The sequence below is a fragment of the Shewanella sp. SG41-4 genome, from assembly GCF_014164505.1.
In the GTDB taxonomy this organism is placed as follows: Bacteria; Pseudomonadota; Gammaproteobacteria; order Enterobacterales; family Shewanellaceae; genus Shewanella.
This window is the reverse complement of record NZ_JACJFI010000246.1, coordinates 3,432-5,808: the sequence shown is the minus strand read 5'-3', so window position 1 is coordinate 5,808 and position 2,377 is coordinate 3,432. Positions and strand designations below refer to the sequence as shown.

At 43.1% G+C, this 2,377-nt stretch carries 1 protein-coding gene; it reads left to right on the top strand.

Features of this window, described 5'->3' with window-relative positions:
- Positions 1-117 precede the first annotated feature (117 nt).
- Positions 118-2,377: beta strand repeat-containing protein (locus tag H5202_RS17210; protein WP_220493922.1), on the top strand; the 2,260-nt coding region annotated here is incomplete at its 3' end.

Sequence of the window (2,377 nt, the reverse complement as noted above, 5' to 3'; positions counted from 1 at the left end):
ACATTGGACTTAGATGCTGGGTTGTCTGGTTTAGTGGCGACAGGATTACCTATATCAAATGTTTGTGGCACAGGATCGACGATAAGCGGTACATCAACGTTATCTTTTTCTAGCGGCATGTTAACGCCTGGAGAGTCATGCTCGTTTTCGGTTCCAGTTCAATTACCAGCCGGTACGGTTGGAAGTAACTTTCAGTTTTCAAGCTCTGATGTAGGAGCTGTCGTTGCTGCAAATGCCGTAGTCAAGTCCGGTGGTGTAGCTTCACTTATTGTCAGTGGTTTACGATTTAGCCAATCTTTCTCTGACAATGCCATACGGGTGGGCACTGGCGGAACTCAAGTTGATGTGATTTATTTGCTAACGAACGAATCCGGTGCAGGGGATGCAACGAGTATTTTTTTTACACAAAGCTTTAGTTCTTTTATATCGGGAACAACAATAGCATCAGCTAATCAAAATGCATTTTGTGGTGCAGGTTCGGCAACTTCTGGTACAGGAGGTACTACTCTAGTTGTGAGTGGTGTTGATGTTGCAAATGGTGATCAGTGTGCATTAACGATCACCTTAAACATTCCCAGTACAGTCGTTGCTAATAATTATTTATCGGTTAGCAGTAATTTGTCTGCGACCATTGGTGGAGTCAATACATCGATAAGCCCGGCTGTTGCTAATTTGAATGTTAATGAGTTGACGGTTGTTACATCAATTGATGTGTCTAGCCCAACCTCTGAATCTATCGTTACCCTGTCGATTAACTTTTCTGATGATGTTACTGGTTTTGATGAGACAGGTATTAATGCCGTTAATGCAAGTTTAACTGGTTTTACAGGAACCGGTTCAAGCTATACCGTTGAAGTAACGCCTACGGCTAATGGTGATGTCACTCTACAAATAGGTGCAGATGCTGCCTTTGATATTCTAGATGGCACAGTGGGTAATAAAGCGGCGATTGATATAGTGTTTGAATATCAATCAACTCCCATAGTTGCTACCCCGAGTTTAACTTTGAGTAACCCATCGAGCGTGTTGGTTAATTCTGGCCCTGTAACGTATACCGTTAATTATGTTGATGTTGAACAAGTCGATTTAAACTCTAATGAAGTGACTCTTAATACAACGGGCACCGCTAATGCGGATATTACCGTGTTGAATGGTGATACCAGCAGTGTGACGGTGAGTTTAGATAATATCGTTGGTAATGGTTCATTAGGTATAAGTTTAGTCGCGGGTACGGCTCGTTATAGTACTAACCTTGCTCCTTCAGCAGGACCTTCGAGCGTGTTTGTTGTCGATACACTTAAGCCTAGTGTGGTGTTGAGTACTGCCTCGTTAAATCAAACTGCTGATTTTACAGTTAATATCGTGTTCGATGAGAATGTATCAGGTTTTGATATAAACGATATTTCAGTTGTTAATGGCAGCTTATCTAATTTTCAGACAATTGATGCCAAAACATATTCTGTTGTCGTTAGTGCGACAGGAGAAACTGCCGTAGGGTTAAGTGTTGTCGATAGTGCGGCGAGTGACAGTGCAGGAAACGGCAATAATGCTTCTAATTCTTTAAATGTGACTTACGATGATGTACTGCCAAGCGTTAGTATTAGTGGGCCTTCCGGCACCGTAACCGTGGGGTTTACCGCTACTATCGATTTTAGTGAATTAGTCACTGGTTTTGACGTTAATGACATTCAAGTGACTAATGCTAATTTATCAGCATTTACTAATGTAGATGGCAAACAGTATACCGTTGCAGTATCACCTATTGCACAATCGACAGTGAGTCTTGCTGTTGATGCAGCAGTTGCGGTTGATACGTTAAATAATAGTAATACTGCATCTACCAGTTATTCTGTTGTATATGATTTTAATGATGCACCAGTGATATCTGGCAGTCCTGTTACCTCAGTCAATGAAGACAGTGTTTACAGCTTTACCCCAAGCGTGAGTGATAACGATAGCGGCGATACGTTAACCTTTAGCATTAGCAACAAACCGACATGGGCTAGCTTTAATGTCGCAACGGGCTTGTTAAGCGGTACGCCAACCAATGCCGATGTGGGTACGACCTCTGGGATTGTGATCAGTGTCAACGATGGCAGTGTAACCATCGCCTTAACCGCGTTTAGTATTAGCGTGGCCAACACCAATGATGCGCCGGTGATCTCCGGCAGTCCTAACACCTCAGTCAATGAAGACAGTGTTTACAGCTTTACCCCAAATGTTAGCGATGACGACAGCGGTGATAGCTTTACCTTTAGCATTACCAACAAACCGACGTGGGCTAGCTTTAATGTCGCAACGGGCTTGTTAAACGGTACGCCAACTAATGCGGATGTGGGCACCACTTCCGGGATTGTGATCAGTGTCAATGATGGCA